Genomic DNA, 23,699 nt, shown 5'->3' with positions numbered 1-23,699 from the left:
GCCATACACCGCGCAGGATTTTTCGCGGGCATGCCCGCTCCCACAGGGGCCGCACAGGCTTCAGGCTGCCTCGAAATAATCAAAACTCTGCCTTCCAGCCCATCTGCTTGAGCGCTGCGAGCAAGCGCTGCCCTTCCAGGCCTGCCACCTCTCGTCCGTCCGCTGCCTGCATGGGCCTGCCTGCCAGGATCGCGTTGACAATGGCTTCCTCTACCGCCTCGGCCGCCGCTGCGAACAGCGGCGAGATATGGTCGTTGTTGACCATCGCCACGTGCGCGGTCATCGGCAGGTCGCGGCGGTTGTAATCGGCAGGTGCCAGCCCGGTATTGCCTGTCGAGAACGCCAGGAAGATGTCGCCGCTGGAATCGTCGGTACCGCCCCCCGTGCGGGCAATACCCAGCGCCGCACGTTGTGCCAGCCGTTGGCACTGATGCGGCAGCAACGGTGCGTCGGTGGCCAATACCACCACAATCGAGCCCATGCCAGGGGTGTCCTGCTGGTCAAATGGCGAGGGCAAATCGAGCAACATCCGGCCTACGGGATAACCATCCACCCGCAGCTCGCGACGCTGGCCATGGTTGGCCTGGACAAAGGCACCCACCGTCCAGCTACCCTGCTCTGCCGGCAATACCCGCGACGCAGTACCAATCCCGCCTTTGAATTCATGGCAGATCATGCCGGTACCACCGCCTACCGCACCCTCGGTTACCGGCCCGCCACGGGCGGCGCCTAGCGCTTGTTGTACCAGGTCCGCATTCACATGCTGGCCCCAGATGTCGTTCAGCACGCCGTCATAGGTCTCCATCACCACCGGCATGCACCAGTAGGTCGATGCGTCCGCCAAGGTCGCATGCTCATGGGCAATCAGTGCGTCGCGCACCACACCAACGCTGTGCGTATTGGTCGTGGCAATGGCTGTAGTCAACAGGCCCGCTTCACGAATCCACTCAAGGCCCGTGGCGTCGCCATTGCCGTTCAGTACATGGCAACCGGCAAAGCACGGTTGATAACGCGCTGGGCCGTCGCGGGGCTCGATGACGCTGACACCGGTGCGCACAGGCTTGCCGTTGTGGGTCTTGTTCAGGGTGGCGTGGCCAACCCGTACGCCCGGTACATCGGTAATGGCGTTGTGAGGGCCAGGCCGGCCAAGGCCCAGCGTGATACCGAAGTCGCGTGCTCGCATCATGTCTCTCGCTCAAAGTTTCTGGAAGGCCGGGCTCAACTTGCCATACGTGCCGTACAACAACACGGAGGTCAGCAGAATGCCAAGAATGATGAAAATGTCCCGGGCTGAAGCCTCGCTCAACAGGGTCGTCAACAGGTACCCGGCACCTGTCACCGCAGCCAATGCTGGCAGTGGCCACAGTGGCATCCGGTAAGGGTGCTCTCGATCGCGGCGCAGTACCCGGCTGAACAGCGCGCACAAGCCGACCACCAGGTACACGCACAGGATCAGCAGTACAGTGAAGGACGTGAGCTCCGACAGGTTGGAACTGAACGTCAAGGCTGCGGAAGGTACGGCGAGGAACAGCGTGGCCAGCCAGGGCGATTCCCACTTGGGGTGAATGCGGATGAAGGCGCGGTTCAGGGTCGGCATCCACAACGCATCCCGCCCGCTGCTGTAGATCACCCGCCCACTCTGGATCACCAGCGCAATGATGGCGTTGAACACCGAAAGGAAAATCCCGGCGCTAACCAGCCGCGACAGCGTTTCGTTGCCATGGGCCGTCAGCAGGTAGCCGATGGGGTCAGGGCTGGCCAGCATCGCCTCAAGCGAGGGTGCCCCCACCAGCAGCGCAACCAGCGGGATCACTTCGATGGCCACCACCAGCACCAGTGACCACAGCACTGCCTTGGGGATGCCACGCCCGCCACATTTCATGTCCTCGGCCAGCAACACTGCGCCGCCATAACCGTTGAAAGAGAACAGCGCAGTGCCCACCGCACCAATCACCAGCGCCCAGGGTGCCGCGTGCAGTATGCCGTTATCGAGTACCAGCGGGCTGATGAGGCTGCTGACCGGCTGCTGGGCATGGCCAAAGCCCAGCACCACGATCACCATCAGCGCCGCTACCTCAAGGAACAGGCAGGTGCCGGTTACCCACGCATTGAGCTTGATGTTGAGGATGCCAAGCAGATAACCCAGGGCCACAATCACCAAGGCCACCGTCTGCCCGTCAAGCTGGGTGCCTAGCGCTGCATTCAGGTAAGTGGCAGCCCCTGTGGCCAAAACCGGTGGAATGAATACCAGCATCGCCAGTACGGTCAGAAAGGTGGCGTAACCGGCCATGCCGCCAAATACCCGCTTGGCGAACACGTACTCACCGCCCGCTGCACTGTGCGCGCGGCCCAACTCGGCATAGCAAAGCGCAAACATCAGCGCCAGCACACCCCCCAGCATGAAGGCCCAGATCACACCGGTACCGGCCTGGGCGATAGCAAAGGGCGCAATGACGAAGACGGAGCTTGCGGGTGTGACCGAAGACACGGTGATTGCGACTACATCAGCGACGCTCAGCGTCGGTTTGAGTTCTGGGGCGGGTGCACTACAGGACGTCATTTGTTCATCCTCACGTTGTTGTTAGTGTCAGAGGCAGAACCAGGAAGCGAAACGTGGCGAGCTCGACGGCCCGCTTGATGGTTATGGAATCTATGCGGCGGCATTCGGCAGGACAATTCCCACTAAGGGGTACCCCCGGTTGACAGCTGAAGCAAAGCGGGCGCCAATGCCCTACTGCTCTCAAGGATGCTGCCGTGGACGTTCTCTTTCATGAAGTTGCCGGTCACACCGCCCTGGCCAGGGCGATAGAGCACATCGGCACCCCGCGCTTCTGGCGTCAGCTGATCCTGGTACTGAGGCATTGGGTGCCGTTCGACAACGCACTGGCGATGCACTTCCCTCCCCAGGGCGCCCCACAGGTGCTGGAGGAATACGATGCAGCACCAGCGCCTGCAGCGGGTGAGTTGTACCTGGACGGGTTGTATCTGCTCGACCCCTTCTACCAGGCGGCACGCGAAGGCTTGGCCAGTGGTTGCTACCACCTCGAAGAAGTAGCCCCGGACCATTTCTGGCAAACGGACTACTACCAGAACTACTTCCAGGACCATGTGCTGGTGGACGAAGTCCAGTTTCTGTTGCAGTTGCCGAACGGGGTGTTGTCACTGTCGCTGGGCATGCGGCGCGCGTTCGATGCAACAGAGCTGGGCAAGCTCAACCTGGTCAGTGCCTGGGTGCTGGCGCTGTTGCAACAGCACTGGGCACGTAGCGGTGTGTCGGTGCCCGTGCAGGCACCGGTTGGCGATGCCCTGGCCAGGTTTGCCCAAGGTGTGCTGTCCGAGCGGGAGCTGGAAATTGCCCGCCTGATCCTGCGCGGTTACTCGTCAAAGGCGATGGCACAACGGCTGGGCATTTCACCAGAGACCATCAAGGTGCACCGGCGCCACCTTTACGCCAAGCTGAACATCTCGTCTCATCCTGAACTGTTTTCGATGTTCATCCGTGAGCTGGGGTTCGCAGACGAACGACCAGAGCCCCCATCAGCCTGAAAAGCCAGCGGGCAGAAATGCCCAACGCGGGCAATGCCTGCTAGGCTGACGATGGCGGCCCTCCTGGCAGCCTACTTTTTACCCATAGGCACGGGCCAATGACCTCCGACACCCAAGTAAACCTGACCAATTGCGACCGCGAACCCATCCAGATCCCTGGCAGCATCCAGCCCCACGGCTGCCTGCTGGCCTGTGATGCATCGGCAACCGTGGTCCTGCGCCATTCGGTCAACGCCTCGCAATTGCTGGGTATCACAGGCGAAATCAACGGCCAGAAGCTGCATGCGGTGCTGGGTGATGAGGTGGCCCATACCCTGCGCAATGCGTTGGCCCGTACGCGCGAAGCCTCGCGGCCTACGCTCAGCTTCGGCATGGTGCTGCCCAATGGCCAGGCCTTCGATGTGGCTACTCACCTGTTCAAAGGTACGGCAATTCTGGAATTCGAGCCCGCCGGCACCAGCATCGCCGAGCCCATCGAGCTGGCGCGTACGCTGATTGCCCAGCTGCGCGAAATCGACCAGACCACCAAGCTGTTCCGCGACGCCGCCCGGTTTGTCCGGGCCGTGCTCGGTTACCACCGGGTGATGATCTACCAGCTGGGTGCCGATGGCGCCGGCAAGGTGGTTGCCGAGGCCAAGCGTAGCGACCTCGAAAGCTTCATGGGCCAGTACTTCCCCGCCTCGGACATCCCCCAGCAGGCCCGCGCGCTTTACCTGCGCAACCCGATCAGGGTCATTGCCGATGCCCAGTATGAGACGGTGCCCATCGAGCCTGTCCTTGATCCATCTGGCGAGCCGCTTGACCTGTCCTACGCGCACCTGCGCAGTGTATCGCCAGTTCATTGCGAGTACCTGAGCAACATGGGTGTGGGCGCCTCGATGTCGATCTCGGTCATTGTCAACGGCGAGCTGTGGGGGCTGATCGCCTGCCACCACTACGCACCGCAAACGCTGGCCATGGGGCAACGGGTAGCCGCCGAGATGTTCGGCGAGTTTTTCTCGTTGCATATCGAGACCCTGCGCAGCCGGCAAAAGCTCGAAGCCGCCGTGCACGTTCACAAAGCACTGGACAGCATGCTGCGCGATGCCAACCAGGCAGCCGACCTGGATGCATTCTTCCACTCACGCCTGCCGCTATTCATGTCGCTGATCCCGAGCGATGGCATCGGTATGTCGCTGCAAGGCCGCTGGTCATCAGCCGGCCTGGCCCCACCCAAAGCGGCCGTGCCCGACCTGCTGCGCCTGGCCGATATGGTCTCCGATGGCCGTACATGGGCGTCCAACCGCCTGTCGATGGTGCATCCATCTGCCAAGGCGTACTTCACCGATGTGTCTGGCGTGCTGATCATCCCGATGTCGCAGCAGCCAAGGGATTACCTGATCTTCTTCCGCAAGGAGGTCATCGAGACGCTCGACTGGGCCGGGGACCCGAACAAGACCTATGACAGCGGCGCACTGGGCGATCGCCTGACCCCACGCAAAAGCTTCTGCATCTGGAAAGAAACCGTTCACCAGCAGTCCCTGCCCTGGACCGAACAGGATCGCCAGTTTGGCGATGCCATCCGTACCGCCATTGTCGAAGTGGTGCTGCACAACAGCGAGCTGCTGGCCAGCGAGCGCTCGAAGGCCGAGGTACGTCAGCGCATCCTCAACGAAGAGCTCAACCACAGGGTCAAGAACATCCTGTCGCTGATTGGTGCGCTGGTTGCCCACCCGACCTCGGAGAGCCAGACACTGCAAGACTATGTGGCAACGCTCAAAGGGCGTATCCAGGCATTGTCCCTGGCCCACGACCAGGTCGTGCGCGGTGATGGTGGCGGGCGCCTGGCGATGTTGCTGGAGGCCGAGCTTTCGCCCTATCGCACGGCTGCCGGCGTGATCGAGCTACAGGGCCCCAACGTGATCCTCGATGCGCGCGCCTACTCGGTCATGGCCTTGGTGCTGCACGAACTGGCCACCAACGCAGCCAAGTATGGTGCGCTGTCGCGGGCTAGCGGCAAGCTTTCGGTGAGTTGGGAAATCGATGCCGCGAACGCGTGCACAATCAGCTGGCGTGAACGTGGCGGGCCAACGGTACGCCCGCCGAGCCGTAGAGGCTTCGGTTCGGTACTGATAGACCGCAGCATCCCCTTTGACCTGGGCGGCAACAGCACGGTGGAATACTACCCCGACGGCCTGCAAGGCTTTTTCAGGATTCCTGCCAGGCACCTTACCGTCGCGGAAACGTTCGAGCCCGCTGTCCCGGCCGCGGTCATGGCCCGGGCAGACAATACGTTTGCCACACGGGCAGGCTTATGCGTGCTGATCCTCGAGGATCAACTGGTCATTGCAGTAGGGTTGGAGCAGATACTCAACGATGCGCAGATCAAGGACGTGATCACCGCAAGTTCCGAGGGTGAGGCAATGCAACTGCTTGCCAGCCGCACACCGGATGCTGCGATATTGGATGTCAACCTGGGCACCGGCACATCCATCTCCGTGGCCGATGAACTGGTACGCCGTCAGGTTCCATTCCTGTTTGCCACCGGCTATGGCGACGGCATCAGCATTCCCGAGCACTTGAAAGGGGTCCCCGTAACACGCAAGCCTTACGACGCCAACAGCATCCTGGCCAGCCTGCAGGGCCTGCTGGATCACTGAAAGGCGATACCAGGCCGCTAAACAGGAAAAGGCGCCAGCCTTGCGCTGGCGCCGTACCTTAAGGCTTATACCGCCAGCGCGCGCTCACGCAGCTCGCTGTTGAGGATGCGGTCGTTCTCGCTGTAATCGACCGGGCAGTCGATCACGTGCACGCCTGGGGTCTTGATGCAGTGCTCCAGCAGTGGCAGCAGGCCCTCGGCGCTTTCCACGCGGTGGCCGTTGGCACCGTAGGCTTCGGCGTATTTGACGAAGTCCGGGTTGCCGTAGTCCAGGCCGAAATCGGTGAAGCCCATGTTGGCCTGCTTCCAGCGGATCATGCCGTAGCCGTCGTCACGCAGGATCACCACGGTGATGTGCATGCCCAGGCGCACTGCGGTTTCCAGCTCCTGGCTGTTCATCATGAAGCCGCCATCACCACACACGGAGATCACCGGGCGGTCCGGGTGCACCAGGTGCGCCGCCATGGCCGATGGCAGGCCGGCGCCCATGGTCGCCAAGGCGTTGTCCAGCAACACGGTGTTCGGCTTGTGCGCCTTGTAGTTACGGGCGAACCAGATCTTGTAGATGCCGTTGTCCAGGGCAACGATGCCTTCGGACGGCAGTACGCGACGGATGTCGGCAACCAGGCGCTGCGGGTAGACCGGGAAGCGGTTGTCATCACCCCCTTCGGCGATCTGCGCTTCGTTGGCTTCACGGATGGCCATCAGGCGGGTGAAGTCCCAGTGCGACGTGTCGTTCAGCGCTTCGCTGATCTGCCATACGGCGTTGGCGATGTCGCCGATCACTTCCACCTGCGGGAAGTACACGGCATCGACTTCGGCAGAGCGGAAGTTGATGTGGATGACTTCGGTGCCGCCACGGACCATGAAGAACGGCGGCTTCTCGATCACGTCGTGGCCGATGTTGATGATCAGGTCGGCAGCTTCAACCGCGCGGTGCACGAAGTCACCCGACGACAATGCAGCGTTACCCAGGAAGCGCGGGTGACGCTCGTCGACCACACCTTTACCCATCTGGGTGGTGATGAACGGGATGCCGGTCTTGTCGATCAGCTGCTTGAGGACCTTGGCGGTCATCTTGCGGTTGGCGCCAGCGCCGATTACCAGGATCGGGTTACGGGCGTTCTTCAGCTTCTCGACGGCAGCTTCGATGGCCACGTGTTCGGCCAGCGGGCGGCGGTGCAGGCTGCGCGGGATCGGCAGTGCATCGGTCTGCTCGGCAGCGATGTCTTCTGGCAGCTCCAGGTGTACCGCACCCGGCTTTTCTTCTTCGGCCAGGCGGAAGGCTTCGCGCATGCGCGACGGGATGTTGTCGGCCGAGGCGAACTGGTGGGTGTACTTGGTGATGGGGTCCATCATGCCGCACACGTCAATGATCTGGAAGCGGCCCTGCTTGGACTTCTTGATCGGCTTCTGCCCGGTGATCATCATCATCGGCATGCCGCCCAGGTAGGCGTAGGCGCTGGCGGTGACCAGGTTGGTGGCGCCAGGGCCGAGGGTCGACAGGCTGACGCCGGTCTTGCCGGTCAGGCGGCCGTAGGTGGCAGCCATGAAGCCTGCAGACTGCTCGTGACGGGTCAGTACCAGCTTGATCTTCGACTTGCGCAGGGATTCGAGCAGGTCGAGGTTTTCCTCACCAGGAATGCCGAACACATACTCGACACCTTCGTTTTCCAGGCATTGCACAACGACATCGGCGGCCTTGGCCATTTGGGGTACTACCTCAAAATCTTTGTGGGATTGCAGCTTTATTTCGCTGCGTGACTGAGATGTTGCAGGATGTCTCAGTGGCGCGCATCGTAGGCCCTCTGGTTAATAATAATAAATATATTGTTATGATGCTTAGCATCACAGTTCGTTATGAATGGTAGAACGCCTCAATGAACCTCAAGGCATTGCGCTGCTGCGTCGAGATTGTCCGCCAAGGCAGCTTCACCAAGGCAGCGCAGCATTTGCACATTGCCCAGCCAGCGCTGAGCATGGCCGTAACCCGGCTGGAAGAAGAACTGGGCGTGACCCTGTTCAACCGCACCACGCGCAAAGTCATCCTTACCGCCGAGGGCGAACAGTTCCTGCCACGCATTGCGTCAGCGCTGCGCGAGATGGATGTTGCCCGGCAAGAGCTGCGTGACATGGCCGACCTGAAACGCGGCGAAGTGCGCCTGGGCATCCCGCCCATGTTCGGCCTGCACTATGTACCCGGTTTGATGAACGCCTTCCGCCGGCTGTTTCCCGGCATTGCCATGACCGTGTTCGAAGGCAGTGCCGAGGACATTGGCCATCGCCTGGAACAACGTGAAATCGACCTGGCACTGCTGGAGTCCAGGCGCGTGCCCCCCGACAAGGAATCGATCCTGCTGGGCAGTGACGAGATGCTGGCGTGCATGCACCCCGACCACCCCTATGCCGGCAAGGCTTTCCTCACGGCGGAAGACCTGCGCAATACCGACATGGTCGTGTTCGACCGCACGTTCGTTCAACGTCACCTGCTGGACGCGTTCTTCGCCGAACATGGCATTACCTACCAGGTAGCATTGCAGAGCAACTTCGTCTCGCTGGTGGTGCAGGCCGCGCTGGACAACATGGGCGTGGCGACCCTGCTGCGCTCGGTGCAACAGCGCACGCCGGGCATCGTCGGTGTGCCGTTCCGGCCTGCGCAGCTGATGAGTTTCCGCTTGTGCTGGCGTTCGGGGGAGTATCTTTCGCTGGCCAGCAAGCGGTTCATCGACTTTGCTGCGCAGACGCATTACCTGGAGCGTTGAGGCTGGCCTGTTCCGGCCCTTTCGCGGCTGAAGCCCCGACTTCAAGGCAAACACAAACCCTGTAGGAGCAGCCTTGTGCTGCGAAGAGTCCATTAAGGCCGAAGAAAGTCTTTAGCATCACCGGCCTCTTCGCAGCACAAGGCTGCTCCTACAGGGTGATGCGCCAAGCTGAGGAGGGCGCATCACCCCGCGGTTTTCAACGCCAGGTGAGCGATCACCTGCTCAGCCGCCCGCCCCAGGCAGCCCTTGAAAAAGTGGTTGGCACCTGCATACACCGACACCGCCCGTTGCTCCGGGCCAGCCCATTGCAACAGGTTGGCCAGCGGCGCCATTTCATCCTGTTCGCCATGCAGCAGCAGGCAATCCGCAGGCACTGGCAATGGCTCGTAATATCGCCCGCCTGGTACATCACCCACCGGCAGCCCCAGCAACGCCACTGCCTGCAACTGCCCTTCCAGCGCACAGGCCACACGGGCGAACACATAGGCCCCAAAAGAAAACCCTACCAAGGCTATCGGTAGCTCAGGCAACTCCCGGCTGAAGTGACGGATGACTGCAATGCAGTCTTGCGCTTCGCCGATGCCCTCGTCGTGCTCACCTTGCGTCTGCCCTACCCCACGAAAACTCGGCCGCACCACCTGCCAACCGGCTGCGCACAGCTGCCGCGCCAGGGTCAGCGGCACGATATGGCGCGGGCTACCGCCCAGCAGCGGTTGTGGGTGGCTGACCAGCACCACGCCCTTGGGCGGCCCGGTCGGGTGGTCGATCAGCAACTCGATCTGGCCGGCCGGCCCATCGATAAGCAACGGGTTACGTGGTGCATCCGCCATCGTTTTCATCCTTGCTAGCCAAATGTGTGGCGCCTGATCACGCCGTTTCCTGCGGGAGGCTGCGCATCACCAGCAACACCAGCACGACACTGGTCAATGCAAGTGCCGACAGCGTTGCCAGCACCCCCATCGCGCCGAAGTGCTGGAACAGGTAGCCACCCACCAAGGGCGTCAGTGCCTGGCCAACCAACGATGGGCGCGACATCTTGCCCATCAGCGCAACATACTGGGCTGGCGGCATCAGGGCCAGCGGCAACAGCCCCCTGACAATGGCGCGCAGGCCATTGCCGGAGCCATACAGCAGCAAGCCCAGCGCGGTCACCCCCGGCGCCACGGCCACCAGCGTCAGGCCGACGGCAACCAGCACCGATGACACCAGTGCAGTCCAGATCGGGTGGCGCTTGCCGGCGATGATCTGCAGTACCCGCGACGCCACCTGGCTTGGCCCGAGCAAGGCACTCAGGCCAATGGCAGCCGCCAGCGAATGGCCCTGGCCCTGCAGTACCGACACCAGTTGCACCGAAACGGCAGTCATGATGATCGCGCCAATGGCGAAGATTGCCGTCAGCAGCCAGTACAGACGACGGTCGACAGGCAGATCGCTCGTCGCTGTCACGCCCTGGGCCTTGCGCTGCGGCTGGCCTGCCGGCAACACCCAGAGGTACAGCGGCGCCACCGCAACGATCAGCACCAGCGCATAGGCCGTACAGGCCGCGCGCCAGCCCAGATGTTCGATGGCCAGGGCCACGATCGGCCAGGTCACAGTGGTGGCGAACCCGGAAATCAGGGTAATGCCGGTAATCGCCCGGCCCGCCCGTTCCGCATACAAGGCGCCGAGGGTGGCAAACAGCGCCTCATACAGCCCCATTGCCATTCCCACGCCGATGATCACCCAGGCCAGCAGGAACACTTGCAGGCTGTGGCAGCTGGCAACCACCAGCAGGCCCAACCCCACCACCACACCGCTGGCGGCCAGTTGAGGGCGCCCGCCATAGCGCGCCACCAGGCGGCTGGACAGCGGCGCCAGCAACGCCGAAACCATCAGGCCCAGCGACAGCGCTCCATACACCCAGCCGCTGTCCCAGCCGGTCTCGCGCAGGATCGGTTTGCCCATCACCGCCAGCAGGAAGAACGAACCACCCCACACCAGGATTTGCAGCAGGCCCAGCCAGAAAATGCCCAAGGGGCCAGGAAAACGTACGCCAGCATTCACGCAAACAACCTTATCGACCAAGCGGGCCGGATGTCGGCACACGCAGGCGGCAGTCTAAAAGAGCAGGCATACAGGCTGCCATAGAATCCCGGCATATCAGCTATGCGCCGGGTAGGCCGCGCTGAACCTGTCAGGAGTACATTTGTACTCATGCCGATGGGACGGTAACTATCTCGCAGGCATTCAGCTGCAAATGTCAGGGTCTAGCCTAGGTAATTACCAAAAAAAACTGCGTACTTGTTGCGATTCGACAGGTTCTTGCCTGCGCTTCGCCTCCCTACAATGACCCCACAACAACAAACGAGCCCAGCTCCGTGAGGCACGACCCCCATGTACAGAGACCACATCGTCAAACCCCGTGCGACCGACAACCCGGCATTCATGGGCATGGTCGCCGCCGTGATATTCGCCCTCGCCCTGCTCTACGGCGTGGGTGACGGTAGCCTGGCCCGGCTGATGGGCCCGATCGTGCTCGACCTGCAGGCACCGCTGCTACGCAACGCCGCCGTGGCCGGCACCTTGGCCGTGACGCTGGCACTGAACCTGTTCATCCTGGGTCGCTTTCCGCTACGGGCCCAGGTGATCACGGTCTGGTGCGAACTGTTGCTGCTGTTCCTGCTGTTCTTCGACACCTTCGACCTGTCGTACAGTTTCATCGCTACCAAGGTCGGCTTCATGATCACCCAAGGGGTGTTCACCACCGTCTACGTGTCTACCCTCTCGATCGCCATCGCCTTCGTCCTGGCGCTGCTGGGGGCTACTGCACGGCTATCGTCCAACGGTTTCGCCATCGCCATTGCCAGCTTCTACACCTCATTCTTCCGCGGTGTGCCGCTGCTCATCCAGATCTACCTGATCTACCTCGGCATTCCCCAGCTCGGCTATGTGGTCGGTGCCGTGCCGGCGGGCATCCTGGCGTTGTCGCTGTGCTACGGCGCTTACATGACGGAAATCTTCCGCGCCGGCATCAGCAGCATCCCGCGCGGGCAGTGGGAAGCCTCGCGGGCGATCGGCCTGACGCCCTTCCAGGCCATGACCCGGGTGATCCTGCCGCAGTCGATGCGGCTGATCATTCCGCCCACCGGCAACCAGTTCATCTCCATGCTCAAGGACAGCTCGCTGGTGTCGGTGATCGGTGTGTGGGAACTGATGTTCCTCGCCCGCACCCAGGGCCGCGCGGAGTTTCGCCACCTGGAAATGCTGATCACCGCCGCCGTCCTGTACTGGGTACTGTCGATCCTGCTCGAAACCGTGCAGGCGCGCCTGGAAAAGCGTTTCGACCGCGCCCACCGTTGATCGAGGAGCCCCATGATGAACCAGCCTTTCACCCCCGCTGCCGCCCAGGCCGCCGTGTCGATTCGCAGCTTGCAGAAATGGTACGGCGAGTTTCATGTGCTCAAGGGCATCGACCTGGAGATCGCCAGCGGCGAGATCGTGGTGGTGTGCGGGCCTTCCGGCTCGGGCAAATCCACGTTGATCCGCTGCCTGAACCTGCTGGAAGACTTCCAGAAAGGTCAGGTGCTGATCGCCGGCAACCCGCTGAACCGCGATGCGGCTAGCGTCGCAGCCATCCGCCGTCAGGTGGGCATGGTGTTCCAGCAGTTCAACCTGTTCCCGCACCTGACCGTGCTGGAAAACCTGATGCTCGGCCCGCGCCTGGTCAGCAAGCTCAGCGAACCCGAGGCCCGCACTCTGGCGCTGGAGTACCTGGACCGGGTGCGTATCGCCAGCCAGGCCAACAAGTTCCCCGGGCAGCTTTCCGGTGGCCAGCAACAGCGTGTGGCCATTGCCCGTGCGCTGTGCATGAAGCCGCGCATCATGCTGTTCGACGAACCCACCTCGGCGCTGGACCCGGAAATGGTCAAGGAGGTGCTCGACGTTATGGGTGAGCTGGCCCAGGACGGCATCACCATGCTGTGCGTTACCCACGAAATGGGCTTTGCCCGCCGGGTGGCCGACCGCATCATCTTCATGGACCAGGGCCAGGTGATCGAACAAGGCCGGCCCAACGAGTTCTTCGACAACCCTCGCCATGCGCGCGCCAGGGAGTTCCTCTCGCAGATCCTCAGCCACTGAGCCTGTGTCTACCGCTGTGCCAACACCACAACAACAATTGCATGCCCGGAGACTTACCGAATGAACCCAGTCGCTCGCTTGTTCGCCCTGACCGCCGTTGCCGGCAGCCTGACCTTGATGGCAGGCGCCGCATGGGCCGGTGCCACACTTGATCGCATCCACCAGAGCAAGGTCATGAAAGTGGCCACTGCCGCCAACTGGCCACCGCAGTCGTTCCTTGGTGAAGACAACACCCTCAAGGGCTTCGACATTGATGTGGCCAACGAGATTGGCAAACGCCTGGGCACCAAGGTGGCGTTCGTCACCCCTGAATACGGCATCATCACCGCCGGGCGCTGGGCCAGCCGCTGGGACCTGTCGGTTGGCTCGATGACCCCCACCACCGAGCGTGGCCGGGTGCTCGACTTCCCGGCCATCTACTACTACACCCCGTACGTGTTCGCCGTGCACAAGGACGCCGCCGGCGCCAGCGCTGCCGACCTCAATGGCAAGACCATCGGCGTCGAGGCTGGGACCACCTCAGAGGACTACATCAACCGCCGGCTGAAGATCGATGCAGCGGACGTGCCCGCCTTCAGCTACAGCGTGGAGCCGGGTGATGTGCAAACCTACGGCGACAGCATGGGCCCGCTGGACGACCTGCGCATAGGCAACGGCACCCGCCTGGATGCCACCCTGTCGGCGCTGCCAACCATCATGGGCGCGATCAAGGCCGGTTACCCGATTGCCCCGGTGCAGGGCAAGCCCGCTTATTACGAGCCACTGGCCATTGCCACCGACAAGGGCGACGACGCATTCAACGCTGAACTGGCCAAGGCCGTCGACGATATGAAGGCCGACGGCACGCTGAAGCAGCTGTCCGAGAAATGGTACGGCGCCGACCTCACACAAGTGCAGTAATTCCGTTACCCGCAAGCCGGCGCCCTTTCCCTGAAGGGCGTGCGGCCCCCTCATGCCCGCAAAACTGCAGCGCCCAGTAAAAGGATGACCCAGCCGATGCCCAGCTACAGCAACAACTACTACACCGGGACCATGCGCCCTGCCCCGCAGCGTGCCGCGTTGGCCGGTGAAACCCGGGCCGATGCATGCGTGATTGGTGGCGGCCTGGCAGGCCTTAGCGTGGCCCGCGAGCTGCTGGCGCGTGGGCGCTCGGTGGTGGTGTTGGAGGCGGCGCGGGTGGCCTGGGGCGCCTCCGGGCGCAATGGCGGCTTTGTGCTGCAGGGTTGGTCCGAAGGGCTGTCGGCGATCGAGCGGCGTTGCGGCAGGCAGACCGCCGCTGCCTTGTTCCGGTTATCGCTGGAGGGCGTCGATATCGTCCGCGACACCATCGCGCAGCACCAGCTGCCAGGCTGCGCCGCAACCACCGGCAAGCTCAGCGTGGTGCGCTACAACGACGCCGACAACCTCCAGCGCACCCGCGACCGCATGGCCCGCGACTTCGATTTCAACCTGGAATACCTGGATACCCAGGCACTGCGCAGCCGCCTGAACACCGACCGCTACTTTCAGGGCTTGCGCGACAGCCATGGCTTTCACTTCCACCCACTGAACTACTGCCTTGGCCTGGCTGAGCTGGTCGAGATTGCCGGTGGCCGCATCCACGAACAGTCGCCGATGCTGCAGGTAGAACGCAGAGCCGGCCGTCACCGCGTGAGCACCGCCCAAGGTGCGGTGACCTGCACCGATGTGGTGTACTGCTGCGGTGGCTACGGTGGCCCCGAGTTCGGCCAACTGCGCCGGGCGTTCCTGCCTATTGCCACTTATGTAGTGCTGACCGAGCACCTGGGTGCGCGCCTGCGTGATGTAATACGTACCACGGACGCGGTCGGCGACAACCGTCGCGCCTCGGACTACTACCGCATCGTCGAGGGTGACCGCCTGCTGTGGGGCGGCCATATCACCACGCGCAACCTGCAGGACGAACAGCGCCTGGGCCAGTTGCTGAGCCGAGACATCCTCAGCGTGTACCCACAGTTGCAGGGTTTGAAAATCGCCAAGGCCTGGTCCGGGCTGATGGGTTACGCCCGCCACAAGATGCCCCACATCGGCCCCCTGGGGCCGGGGCTGTGGGCCTGTACTTCATTTGGGGGCCATGGTATGAACACCGCACCTGTGGGCGCGCGGGTGGTCGCCGAGGCGATCTGTGGCGAAAGCGACCGCTACCGCCTGTTCGACGCCTATGGCCTGCAATGGAACGGCGGGCCGTTCGGACCCGCTGCGGCGCAAACGGTGTATGCCGGGTTGAAGCTGATGGACAGGTTCCAGGAAGCCCGCGCGCAGTACGACAACTAGAACAATCACCAGGAATCACCATGGACGCCCTTCCGCCCGGCGCACTGTTCAAACTGACCGAAAAAGACCGGCAACTGCTGGGGCTGCTGCAGGCCAACGCCCGCGAGCCTACCGCTTCGCTCGCGCGCAAGCTGGGCGTGTCGCGTTCGGCGGTACAGGAGCGCATCAACCGCCTGGAAAACGCCGGGGTGATTACCGGCTACAGCGTGCGCATCGACCAGGACAAGCTGCAACAGGTGATCAACTGCTTCACCATGACCTCGTGCAGCAACAAGAGCTACACCGATGTCATGACCACCTTGCGCAAGATGGACTCGGTGCAGGCCGTGTATGCAGTGTCGGGCGAAATGGACTTCATCATCCACCTGACCACCCATACCCTGGGCGAGCTCAATGCCGAGCTGACCCGCATCAACATGATCAAGGGCGTCACGCATACGGCCTCGCACATTGTCATGGAAACCAAGTTCAGCAAGAAGCTGACCTTGTAATCCCTCCGCTGCCTTGGGCAGATCTGAAAAAGGCTGTAAGCAGCTTGCTAGAGCGGTTATTTCATTTTCATTAGGCAGCTAATCAAGCTATTCTCGCCCGCGCCAGAACAACATCAAGGAGCCGGCATGAAGATTGAAATCGTACGCAACGAGCAGGACGCAGGCTGCAAAGTGATCATCGACGGGCACCCCGTGTCGTTTGCTGACATCCATCATGCCCAAGCCTACGTTGACCAGTTGCAGGCCCGTCTTCAAGCCGCTCCCGAGGCCTTTGCCAGCCCGGTGGCAGAACCCGCCTGACCCCGGCAGTCGTGCGAGGAAGCCGTTCAGCTTCCTCGACGTTGCCGTCAAAGATTGACTATGATCCCGCCTTGAACGTTTCAGCATGTTTCAATAGGGATACAGATGTCAGTCCAGGAACTACCCCCTCTCCCCAGTAAAAGCACCGTCGCGAAGATGGAAGCCGCCATGGCGCTGGGCAGCTTTGCCATCGGCACCGGCGAATTCGCCATCATGGGCCTGATGCCCGACATTGCCAGCAACCTGCAATTGAGTGAGCCCCAAGTGGGCCATGCCATCAGCGCATACGCACTGGGGGTAATGGTCGGCGCCCCGACACTGGCGATTCTCGGTGCCCGGCTGCTGCGCAAGCACATGCTGTTGCTGCTGATGGCACTGTATGCCCTGGGCAACCTGGCGACCGCTTTCGCCCCCTCGTTCGGTGGCCTGGTTGCCTTCCGCTTCATCAGCGGCCTGCCCCACGGCGCCTACTTCGGCATCGCCGCCGTGGTCGCATCGAGCATGGTGGCCAAAGACCAGCGCGCGGGTGCCGTTGCCCGGGTGATGATGGGCCTGACCTTGGCTATGTTGCTCGGCAACCCGGTGGCGACCTACCTGGGCCAGTTCTTCGGCTGGCGCTCGGCGTTCGTGCTGGTTGGCGCGATCGCGCTGTGCACCATCGTCCTGGTGTGGCGCTTTGTGCCCCAGCGCCACGACGAAGTGCGCAGCGACCCACGCAAGGAACTGCAAGCCTTCACCCTCCCGCAGGTGTGGATGGCGCTGGCCATCGCCTCGATCGGCTTTGCCGGCATGTTCACGGTATTCAGCTACCTGGCGCCGACCATGCTGCAGGTGACCCAGGTGTCGCCCCAGTGGATTCCGTTCGGCCTGGCGGCCTTCGGGGTGGGCGGCATCGTCGGCAACATCGCCGGCGGTAAACTGTTCGACCGCCTGCAGTTCCGCGCCGTGGGGCTGGTGCTGGTATGGTCGATCGCCGTGCTGCTGTTCTTCACCTTCGCCGCCCAGGCGCTGTGGAGCCTGTTGTTGGGCATCGGCCTGGTGGGGACAATGATTGCCCTGGCAGCGCCGCTGCAGATCCGCCTGATGGACATTGCCCATGAAGCGCCAAGCCTGGCGGCGGCGTCGAACCATGCCGCGTTCAACCTGGCGAATGCGCTGGGGCCATGGTTGGGCGGCATGGCGATTACTGCGGGCATGGGTTGGACCAGCACCGGGTATATCGGCGCGGCGACTGCGCTGGTCGGCCTGGGCATCTATCTGGTGGCGCGACGGATGAAAGGCGGCCACTGAGGCCAGCCATGCGGGGCCGCTTTGCGGCCCCTGAACCAACCATCAACGCGGCAGGCTGAGCCTTGCCACCTCGGCAAAATAGCGGGCCCCGGTCGCCAGAATTGCATCGTTGAAATCATACGACGCGTTGTGCAACGGTGTAGCCCCCGCCTCACCCTCCGCCCCATTGCCGATGAACACGAAATTCCCGGGTACCTGTTGCAGGAAAGCGCCAAAGTCTTCGGAAATCATCATCGGCATCACTTCTGCATTCACCGCCTGCTCTCCCACCACATTGCGCGCCGCCGCCACCGCGATTTCAGTGTTCGCCACCCAGTTCACCGTCGGTGCAAACTCGTGGCTGTACTCGAACCGGCAACTTGCACCGTGCATGTGGCATATACCCTCGCAGATCTCGCGCATGCGCCGCTCAAGCAACTCTTGCACCTCGCGGCTGTAACTGCGGGTGTCACCCTTGATAGTGACATGGGTGGGTATCGCATTGCGGATGCCGTCGGTAATGAACTCGGTGCAAGACACCACCGCCGACAGGCTCGGGTCGACATTGCGCGCGACGATGGTCTGCAAGGCCAGCACGATCTGGGCCCCGATCACCAGCGGGTCGATGCCCATGTGTGGCCGCGCAGCATGGGTACCCTTCCCCTGTATGTGAATGACAAAGTTGTCCTCGCTGGCCATGATCCCGCCGGCCCGGGTGGCGATATGACCGGCCGGCATACCCGGCATGTTGTGCGCGCCATACAGGGCATCGACCGGAAAGCGCTCGAACAGCCCGTCGGCCATCATCGCCTTGGCTCCGCGCCCATGCTCCTCGGCCGGCTGGAACACGAAACGGACGGTACCGTTGAAGTTGCGCTCGCGGCAAAGCAGGTCCGCAGCCCCCAGCACCATCGCCATATGCCCATCATGGCCACAGGCGTGCATCTTGCCGTGGTTGCACGAAGCATGTGGCCGTCCATGCGCCTGTTCGGTGATGTTCAGGGCGTCCATGTCCGCACGCAGGCCGATCACGCCAGGGCCGTCACCAACACTAAGGCTGGCTACCAGGCCAGTGCCACCGATGCCGCGATGCACCTGCAGGCCAAAGCTGGCCAGGATAATGGCGAGCTGCTCGGCAGTGTCGAACTCTTCAAATCCGGTTTCGGGGTGGCGGTGAAAGCCGTGCCGCCATTGCTTGAGGCGCTGCTCGAAGGTGTTGTCGTTGCTCATGCTTGTAGTTCCTGTGACGGGCGTTGATCAGTAAGTTGCGCCTCATCTGCTGCCACTTGGCCTTGCCAGATGACGCTTTCGCTCAGGTATGGGGTGCAGTAGCCGCTGCGCACGCCCATGCGGTAGAACGCAAAAGCCACCGCGGCTACCACGGCCATGTCCAGGCCCTCAGGCAACAAGCCAATGCCACCGAACGCCTCGCTGCCCAGCCACGACACCAAGGCCATCGCCGGCAGGTAGCCAATCAGCCAGCCAGCGGCACGCAGTTCACGGGCGAAGCCTGCCCAGCCGGTTTTGGCCTGGTAGTAGACGTAGATTGGCAAAGCTCCGATCACCAGGACGATCACTTGGCCGGTCAGCGGCCAACGCGCCCAGTACAGCACCAGCGAGGCACAGATGAAGGCAAACGGCGCGATGATGCTCATGCCCTTAAGGCGCAGCGGACGGTGGATTTCCGGCGCGGTGACGCGCAGCGACATCAGGCTGATCGGCCCGGTCAGGAACGAGATCACCACAGCCACAGAGATCACCGCCGCCAGCACGCCCCAGCCGCGGAAGAAGAACAGGAAGATGAAACTCACCGCCAGGTTCAGCCACATCGCCTGGCGCGGCACGTTATACAGCGGGTGCAGGTTGCCGAACATTTTCGGCAGCGTGTTGTTCTTCTCCATCGCATAGATCATGCGCGCAGTAGTGGCGGTGTAGATCGAGCCAGTGCCGGAGGGGCTGACGAAGGCATCCAGATACAGCAGCATCGCCAGCCAGTTCAGGTTCAGCGCCAGCGCCAGTTGCGCCAGCGGCGAATCGAAGTTCAGCTTGTGCCAGCCCTCAGCGATGCTCGCCGGGCTCAGCGCACCGATGAAGGCCACCTGCAGCAATGCGTAGACCACCAGCGCAATCAGTACCGAGCCGACCAGCGCAAACGGAATGCTGCGCCCTGGGTTACGCGCCTCACCGGCCAGACTGACCGGGCTCTGGAAACCGTTGTAACTGAACACGATGCCACTGGCGGCTACTGCAGTGAACACCGCCGACCAGCCGTAGGGAGCGAAGCTGGCAAGGGTACCGTCGCCAAAGTTCTGCGTGTTGAACTGGGTCGAGATCAGCGCGACGGCCGTCAGCGCGGGGACCACTAGTTTAAAAACAGTGATCGCAGTGTTGGTCTTGACGAACAGCTTCACGCCCCAGTAGTTCAGGCCGAAGTACACCAACACCAGGCCCGCACTGGCCACCAGCCCACTGGGGGTCAATTCACCTTGGTGCACCAGCGCCTGGGCCCAGGGGAATGGCCAGGAGGCCATGTACTGAATCGAGGCAATCGCTTCGATGGGGATCACTGAAACGATAGAGATCCAGTTGGCCCAGGCTGCCAGAAATCCCACCAGCGAGCCATGGGAGTAACGTGCATAGCGCACCATGCCACCGGACTCAGGGAACATCGCGCCCATTTCCGCATAGGTCAGGGCAATCGCCAGTACCACCACCGCACCGATGACCCACGCCAGGATCGCGGCCGGCCCGGCGATAGCCGAAGCATGCCAGGCACCGAACAGCCAGCCTGAGCCGATGATGGAGCCAAGGCCGGTCAGCATCAGCGACCAGGGGCTGATGTCACGCTTGAGTTTGTTCATGCAATCTCCGCTTGTTTTTCTTGTTTGGAGCTGACGAAGGGCCGGGCTTTCCCGGCCCTCAGGGGGTGATCAGGGGCGTACCCAGGCGTGCTGGCGGGCCAGCACCGAACCGGCCGTTTCGCCCGACAGCTCGGCGTAAACGCCTGGCGCGGTGGCACCTTCGGTGCTGATGAGGAGAATGCGCGCATCGCCGTTCAAGCCCAGTTCGGTGGCAGTACTGGCGCGTTTGATCAGTTGGACCAACCCGGCCAGGCCGGCGACGCCGGATTCCCCCGCCACCAGCGGAATATCGCGGGCGCTGCCGGCCGCCAGGCGGCGCATGGCGGCGACGGCCTGCTCGTCGCTGATGGTCATGAAATAATCCACGCTCTGTTCAAGGAAGCGCCAGGCCAGTGGTGATGTTTCGCCACAGGCAAGGCCCGCCATTACCGAATCCACCGCGCCCGTCGCCTTGGCCGGTTTGCCCAGCAAGGCACTCTGGTACAGGCAGTCCGCCTGTTCGGGCTCGACCATGACGAACAGTGGGCGTTGCTCGGCAAAGTGCTCCCACAAGTAGCTGACGATACCAGCGGCCAGGCCACCTACCCCGCCTTGCAGGAACACATGGGTGAACGGCGGCTGCCCGGCGGTGGCTTCGATGATCTCTGCCGCGATGGTGCCGTAGCCCTGCATCACATCACGCGGGATCTCCTCATAGCCTTCATAGGAAGTGTCGGAAACCACCGTCCAGCCATTACTGGCCGCCAGCTCGGCGGCGTGCTGAACCGACTCGTCGTAGTTGCCGGCAATGCGCACGATCTTTGCGCCATAGGCGGCGATGGCCTGCTCCCGCTCGGTGCTGACATTGGCATGCAGCACGATCACGCAGCGACAGCCGATACTTTGCGCGGCCGCCGCCAGGCCCTTGCCGTGGTTGCCGTCGGTGGCGCTGACAACGGTAAAGTGGGCCAACAGGTGGGCATGGCGGCCCTCCAGCAAGCCACGCGGGTCGAATGGCTGTGCCGGAAAGGTGCGCAGAATCAGGCGAACCAGGGCAATCGGCGCACCGAGGGCCTTGAAACTGCCCAGCTCAGAGCGTACCGATTCGTCCTTGACCGACACCTGGGCCACGCCCAATTCATCAGCCAGGTCAGGGAAGGCATACAGCGGTGTGGCACCGGCATTCAGGCGGCGCCATCCGGCCAGCCACTGGCGGCTTTCCTCGGCCTTGGCGATGCTCATCACTGCGTGCAGCGCTTGCGGGTACGGCTGGCGGCCAGCCTTGGGGTTGGAAACAAACATGCAGTACTCCTTTCTACAGGCAACAGGAAACCCACCCGCTGCAGCCAGGCTTTAGCGGGCGGGAAACTTCATTGGAAATCAGGCGTGGGACAAGCGACGGTTCACCACATCCAGCAGCACCTGCGCGCCCTGGATCAGTTGCTCATCATCGGTATGCTCGCGCGGGTTGTGGCTGATACCGCCCTGGCTGGGCACAAAGATCATCGCGGCCGGGGCGATGCGCGCAATCATTTGCGCATCGTGGCCGGCGCCAGAGGTCATGCGCCGGTGGCTGAAGCCAAAACGCTGCGCCGAGGCTTCGATCGCATCGGCCAGGCCAGCATCGAAGCTGACCGGCTCGAAGCGCACCAGCCGCTCGGTGCTGATGCTGACCCCTTCACGCTCGGCAAGCGCTTGCAGATACTGGCTCAGGCGGTTCTCTGCATGTGCCAGGCAAGTTTCGTCCGGGTCGCGCAGGTCGACGGTGAACGTGGCCTTGCGTGGAATGACGTTGATGACATTCGGCTCGAACTGCATACAGCCAACCGTAGCCAACGTGGTACCTGAATCCACCGCCATGGCGCGCAGTTCGGTGACGATGGCACTGGCCACGAAGCCTGCGTCATGGCGCAGGTGGGTCGGTGTGGTGCCGGCATGGTTGGCATGCCCCTTCACCTCCACCTGCTGCCAGGAAATGCCCTGCAGGTTTTCGACCACACCAATCAGGGCGTTCTCGGCTTCGAGGATCGGCCCCTGCTCGATGTGCAGCTCGAGGTATTCGTGCGGAACGATGGCCCCAGGCTCCAGTGCGCCGGCATAGCCGATGCGCGCCAGTTCGTCACCAAGCCGCGTACCGTCGGTGCCCAAGGTATCCAGCGCCTGCTGCAGCGGCAGGCCGCCGGCGTACACCAACGAGCCCATCATGTCGGGCTGGTAGCGCACGCCCTCCTCGTTGGTAAAGGCGCCGACTGTGATTGAACGCTCGGGCAGGCGCCCGGCATCGCGGTAGGCGCGGATCACCGCCAGCCCGGCCAGCACGCCGTAGCAGCCATCCAAGGCACCGGCGTTGGTAACGGTGTCGATGTGCGACCCCATCATCAGTGGGCGCTGCTCACCGTGGTCATCGGCTGCGCGCAAGGTGCCGAAGATATTGCCGATACGGTCGACCTGCACATCCAGGTCAAGCTCGCGCATCCAGCCGACCAGCAGGTCGCGGCCGGCCTTTTCGGCATCAGTCAGCGCGATACGGGTGCGCCCGCCGTGGGTGGCGTCGGCGCCTACCTGCCCGAGTAAACGGATCTGCTGCAGCAGCAACGGGCCGTTCAGTTGCAGTGAGGGGCTTGCATTCATCAACCGTTTCTCCCTGGGTGCAGTGCCATGCGAAGCACCACTGCTTTGTTCGTGGGAGAATTTTATTTGCTTTTAACGTACGGAAAACTTGATTTTCGACCTTTTCATGCAATTACATTACGATTTTTCGGCATTCAGCAGTGTTTATCAAAGGAGTTGCGTTCATGCCCCTCGATCACTTCGACCTGGCCCTGCTCGATGCGGTGCAGCGCGACGCCGGTACTTCCCAGCTCGACCTGGGTGCGCAGGTCAATCTGTCCTCGGCGGCGGTCAACCGGCGGTTGAAGAAGATGGCGGCCGACGGCGTGATTCGTGGCACGGTGGCGCAGGTGAACGCCGAGCAGCTGGGTTACACCCTCACCGTGATCACCGAGGTTGAAGTGGAGAACGAGCGGCTGGACCTGCTGGACGAGATGAAGCGCACCTTCCTCGCCTGCCCGCAGGTGCAACAGTGCTACTACGTGGCCGGCGGGTGCGATTTCGTGCTGATCATGCTGGTGCGGCACATGGAGCAGTACACCCAGCTGACCCGCGAGCTGTTCTTCGAAAGCAACAACGTCAAACGCTTCAAGACGCTGGTGTCGATGAGCAATGTGAAGACCGGTATGTTCGTGCCCACCCTCATGGACTGAAAGCCTTCAGGGCGTAATATTAATTGTCATAGTTGTAATATCGCGCCCATCGCCCTGTGTGCATCATGAAATAACTTTCCAAGTTCCGTACTGGTTGCGCCTCGGACAATAACAAAACTTCGGCAGGTCGAATCTCCTCTTCCTGCCCCACCACCGTGTCTGGAATAAAATGACAACTC

General features: G+C 62.4%; 20 protein-coding genes. 11 read left to right on the top strand and 9 right to left on the bottom strand.

The features are described from left to right. Positions 1-79: 79 nt before the first annotated feature. Together ABOC32_RS17595 and ABOC32_RS17590 are read right to left on the bottom strand one after the other, a co-directional pair. The gene (locus ABOC32_RS17595; RefSeq protein WP_426811622.1) at positions 80-1,183 is read right to left on the bottom strand and encodes a P1 family peptidase; all 1,104 of its coding nucleotides are present in this window, start codon (positions 1,181-1,183) and stop codon (positions 80-82) included. Between the two features lie 12 nt (positions 1,184-1,195). Beyond that, on the bottom strand, positions 1,196-2,560 hold the full coding sequence (locus tag ABOC32_RS17590; RefSeq protein ID WP_426808164.1) for an APC family permease: 1,365 nt from the start codon (positions 2,558-2,560) through the stop codon (positions 1,196-1,198). Positions 2,561-2,754: 194 nt separating this feature from the next. On the opposite strand from ABOC32_RS17590, the gene ABOC32_RS17585 reads away from it, so the two are divergent. Together ABOC32_RS17585 and ABOC32_RS17580 are read left to right on the top strand one after the other, a co-directional pair. Then, the gene (locus tag ABOC32_RS17585) at positions 2,755-3,546 is read left to right on the top strand and encodes a response regulator transcription factor (RefSeq protein WP_426808163.1); all 792 of its coding nucleotides are present in this window, start codon (positions 2,755-2,757) and stop codon (positions 3,544-3,546) included. A 98-nt stretch (positions 3,547-3,644) separates the two neighbouring features. After that, positions 3,645-6,185, top strand: a complete 2,541-nt coding sequence (locus tag ABOC32_RS17580; protein WP_426808162.1) for an HWE histidine kinase domain-containing protein — start codon at positions 3,645-3,647, stop codon at positions 6,183-6,185. Positions 6,186-6,250: 65 nt separating this feature from the next. On the opposite strand, the gene ABOC32_RS17575 is transcribed toward ABOC32_RS17580, so the two are convergent. Beyond that, a complete protein-coding gene (locus ABOC32_RS17575) occupies positions 6,251-7,894 on the bottom strand; it encodes an acetolactate synthase large subunit (RefSeq protein ID WP_426808161.1) in 1,644 nt (547 codons plus the stop codon). 170 nt (positions 7,895-8,064) lie between these two features. Between ABOC32_RS17575 and ABOC32_RS17570 the strand changes: the two genes are divergently transcribed. Next, positions 8,065-8,946 (top strand): LysR family transcriptional regulator, encoded by an 882-nt coding sequence (locus ABOC32_RS17570; RefSeq protein ID WP_234228644.1) that lies wholly within the window; start codon positions 8,065-8,067, stop codon positions 8,944-8,946. Positions 8,947-9,128: 182 nt separating this feature from the next. Here ABOC32_RS17570 and ABOC32_RS17565 read toward each other — a convergent pair whose 3' ends face one another. Both ABOC32_RS17565 and ABOC32_RS17560 read right to left on the bottom strand, forming a co-directional pair. Further along, positions 9,129-9,776 carry an alpha/beta hydrolase gene (locus tag ABOC32_RS17565; RefSeq protein ID WP_426808160.1) on the bottom strand — a complete coding sequence of 216 codons (648 nt, stop codon included), beginning with the start codon at positions 9,774-9,776 and terminating at the stop codon, positions 9,129-9,131. A gap of 37 nt (positions 9,777-9,813) precedes the next feature. Beyond that, positions 9,814-10,938, bottom strand: coding sequence for an MFS transporter (locus ABOC32_RS17560; protein ID WP_426811621.1), 1,125 nt, complete (start codon positions 10,936-10,938; stop codon positions 9,814-9,816). A 381-nt stretch (positions 10,939-11,319) separates the two neighbouring features. On the opposite strand from ABOC32_RS17560, the gene ABOC32_RS17555 reads away from it, so the two are divergent. The 7 genes from ABOC32_RS17555 to ABOC32_RS17525 all read left to right on the top strand — a co-directional run bounded on the left by ABOC32_RS17555 (position 11,320) and on the right by ABOC32_RS17525 (position 17,438). Then, positions 11,320-12,285 (top strand): amino acid ABC transporter permease, encoded by a 966-nt coding sequence (locus ABOC32_RS17555; protein WP_426808159.1) that lies wholly within the window; start codon positions 11,320-11,322, stop codon positions 12,283-12,285. 15 nt (positions 12,286-12,300) lie between these two features. Continuing rightward, on the top strand, positions 12,301-13,065 hold the full coding sequence (locus tag ABOC32_RS17550) for an amino acid ABC transporter ATP-binding protein (RefSeq protein WP_426811620.1): 765 nt from the start codon (positions 12,301-12,303) through the stop codon (positions 13,063-13,065). Between the two features lie 60 nt (positions 13,066-13,125). After that, positions 13,126-13,965: an ABC transporter substrate-binding protein gene (locus ABOC32_RS17545; protein WP_426808158.1), complete on the top strand. Its 840-nt coding sequence runs from the start codon at positions 13,126-13,128 to the stop codon at positions 13,963-13,965. A 96-nt stretch (positions 13,966-14,061) separates the two neighbouring features. Next, positions 14,062-15,357, top strand: a complete 1,296-nt coding sequence (locus ABOC32_RS17540) for an NAD(P)/FAD-dependent oxidoreductase (protein WP_426808157.1) — start codon at positions 14,062-14,064, stop codon at positions 15,355-15,357. 20 nt (positions 15,358-15,377) lie between these two features. Further along, the gene (locus tag ABOC32_RS17535; RefSeq protein ID WP_198753502.1) at positions 15,378-15,848 is read left to right on the top strand and encodes an Lrp/AsnC family transcriptional regulator; all 471 of its coding nucleotides are present in this window, start codon (positions 15,378-15,380) and stop codon (positions 15,846-15,848) included. Positions 15,849-15,974: 126 nt separating this feature from the next. Continuing rightward, positions 15,975-16,148, top strand: coding sequence for a hypothetical protein (locus ABOC32_RS17530; protein WP_176393928.1), 174 nt, complete (start codon positions 15,975-15,977; stop codon positions 16,146-16,148). A gap of 105 nt (positions 16,149-16,253) precedes the next feature. Then, entirely contained in the window at positions 16,254-17,438 is a 1,185-nt protein-coding gene (locus tag ABOC32_RS17525) for an MFS transporter (RefSeq protein WP_086979195.1), read from the top strand. Positions 17,439-17,480: 42 nt separating this feature from the next. Here ABOC32_RS17525 and ABOC32_RS17520 read toward each other — a convergent pair whose 3' ends face one another. The 4 genes from ABOC32_RS17520 to ABOC32_RS17505 all read right to left on the bottom strand — a co-directional run bounded on the left by ABOC32_RS17520 (position 17,481) and on the right by ABOC32_RS17505 (position 22,888). Further along, positions 17,481-18,647, bottom strand: a complete 1,167-nt coding sequence (locus tag ABOC32_RS17520) for a M20 aminoacylase family protein (RefSeq protein WP_426808156.1) — start codon at positions 18,645-18,647, stop codon at positions 17,481-17,483. Then, complete coding sequence (locus ABOC32_RS17515) at positions 18,644-20,278, bottom strand: APC family permease (protein WP_426808155.1); 1,635 nt, start codon at positions 20,276-20,278, stop codon at positions 18,644-18,646. Before ABOC32_RS17515 ends, ABOC32_RS17520 begins: the two co-directional genes overlap by 4 nt. A 69-nt stretch (positions 20,279-20,347) precedes the next feature. Further along, complete coding sequence (locus ABOC32_RS17510; RefSeq protein WP_426808154.1) at positions 20,348-21,559, bottom strand: diaminopropionate ammonia-lyase; 1,212 nt, start codon at positions 21,557-21,559, stop codon at positions 20,348-20,350. Positions 21,560-21,637: 78 nt separating this feature from the next. Next, complete coding sequence (locus ABOC32_RS17505) at positions 21,638-22,888, bottom strand: Zn-dependent hydrolase (protein WP_426808153.1); 1,251 nt, start codon at positions 22,886-22,888, stop codon at positions 21,638-21,640. A 164-nt stretch (positions 22,889-23,052) separates the two neighbouring features. Here ABOC32_RS17505 and ABOC32_RS17500 point away from each other — a divergent pair, with 164 nt between their 5' ends. Next, positions 23,053-23,520 carry an Lrp/AsnC family transcriptional regulator gene (locus ABOC32_RS17500; RefSeq protein ID WP_426808152.1) on the top strand — a complete coding sequence of 156 codons (468 nt, stop codon included), beginning with the start codon at positions 23,053-23,055 and terminating at the stop codon, positions 23,518-23,520. Positions 23,521-23,699: the final 179 nt, after the last annotated feature.

The organism is Pseudomonas sp. WOUb67 (assembly GCF_050058005.1).
GTDB lineage: Bacteria > Pseudomonadota > Gammaproteobacteria > Pseudomonadales > Pseudomonadaceae > Aquipseudomonas > Aquipseudomonas putida_R.
Note: the sequence above shows the minus strand (reverse complement) of the source record. Positions and strands in the feature narration are given on the sequence as shown.

Coding starts and splice junctions, on each gene's coding strand:
- ABOC32_RS17535 (WP_198753502.1), top strand. CDS start 15,378: ATGGACGCCCTTCCGCCCGGCGCACTGTTCAAACTGACCGAAAAAGAC.
- ABOC32_RS17570 (WP_234228644.1), top strand. CDS start 8,065: ATGAACCTCAAGGCATTGCGCTGCTGCGTCGAGATTGTCCGCCAAGGC.
- ABOC32_RS17590 (WP_426808164.1), bottom strand. CDS start 2,560: ATGACGTCCTGTAGTGCACCCGCCCCAGAACTCAAACCGACGCTGAGC.
- ABOC32_RS17580 (WP_426808162.1), top strand. CDS start 3,645: ATGACCTCCGACACCCAAGTAAACCTGACCAATTGCGACCGCGAACCC.
- ABOC32_RS17505 (WP_426808153.1), bottom strand. CDS start 22,888: ATGAATGCAAGCCCCTCACTGCAACTGAACGGCCCGTTGCTGCTGCAG.
- ABOC32_RS17575 (WP_426808161.1), bottom strand. CDS start 7,894: ATGGCCAAGGCCGCCGATGTCGTTGTGCAATGCCTGGAAAACGAAGGT.
- ABOC32_RS17540 (WP_426808157.1), top strand. CDS start 14,062: ATGCCCAGCTACAGCAACAACTACTACACCGGGACCATGCGCCCTGCC.
- ABOC32_RS17530 (WP_176393928.1), top strand. CDS start 15,975: ATGAAGATTGAAATCGTACGCAACGAGCAGGACGCAGGCTGCAAAGTG.
- ABOC32_RS17500 (WP_426808152.1), top strand. CDS start 23,053: ATGCCCCTCGATCACTTCGACCTGGCCCTGCTCGATGCGGTGCAGCGC.
- ABOC32_RS17555 (WP_426808159.1), top strand. CDS start 11,320: ATGTACAGAGACCACATCGTCAAACCCCGTGCGACCGACAACCCGGCA.
- ABOC32_RS17550 (WP_426811620.1), top strand. CDS start 12,301: ATGAACCAGCCTTTCACCCCCGCTGCCGCCCAGGCCGCCGTGTCGATT.
- ABOC32_RS17525 (WP_086979195.1), top strand. CDS start 16,254: ATGTCAGTCCAGGAACTACCCCCTCTCCCCAGTAAAAGCACCGTCGCG.
- ABOC32_RS17510 (WP_426808154.1), bottom strand. CDS start 21,559: ATGTTTGTTTCCAACCCCAAGGCTGGCCGCCAGCCGTACCCGCAAGCG.
- ABOC32_RS17520 (WP_426808156.1), bottom strand. CDS start 18,647: ATGAGCAACGACAACACCTTCGAGCAGCGCCTCAAGCAATGGCGGCAC.
- ABOC32_RS17545 (WP_426808158.1), top strand. CDS start 13,126: ATGAACCCAGTCGCTCGCTTGTTCGCCCTGACCGCCGTTGCCGGCAGC.
- ABOC32_RS17595 (WP_426811622.1), bottom strand. CDS start 1,183: ATGCGAGCACGCGACTTCGGTATCACGCTGGGCCTTGGCCGGCCTGGC.
- ABOC32_RS17515 (WP_426808155.1), bottom strand. CDS start 20,278: ATGAACAAACTCAAGCGTGACATCAGCCCCTGGTCGCTGATGCTGACC.
- ABOC32_RS17565 (WP_426808160.1), bottom strand. CDS start 9,776: ATGGCGGATGCACCACGTAACCCGTTGCTTATCGATGGGCCGGCCGGC.